General features: G+C 46.5%; 1 protein-coding gene. It reads left to right on the top strand.

Annotated features, from left to right (window positions below; translation table 11 throughout):
* Positions 1 to 30: 30 nt before the first annotated feature.
* A partial coding sequence (locus AAEZ03_RS28015; protein WP_350583198.1) for a GbsR/MarR family transcriptional regulator occupies positions 31 to 258 on the top strand: 228 nt, incomplete at its 3' end.

The following is a 258-nucleotide window of genomic DNA, read 5'->3' as shown; positions in this document are numbered from 1 at the left end:
AACTGGGGGCTAGTACAGAAAGTATCGATATTGGGCGATCGTCGCGATCATTTTACGACTAATACCGACGTTTGGGAGTTGGCACGTATTATCGTCGTTGAGCGTCAAAAACGTGAGCTTGAGCCAACGGTGCAGTTCTTACAAGAACTTATGGACAGTCCTGAATTTGAGCATGAAAATAGCGAAGTAAAAGCGCGGATAAAGGATACCCAAGAGTTCGTCAACACGCTGACCACATGGTCGTCTGAGATGCTGAAG

This window comes from Pseudomonas sp. HY2-MNA-CIBAN-0224, from assembly GCF_040310285.1.
In the GTDB taxonomy this organism is placed as follows: domain Bacteria; phylum Pseudomonadota; class Gammaproteobacteria; order Pseudomonadales; family Pseudomonadaceae; genus Aquipseudomonas; species Aquipseudomonas helleri.
Note: the sequence above shows the minus strand (reverse complement) of the source record. Positions and strands in the feature narration are given on the sequence as shown.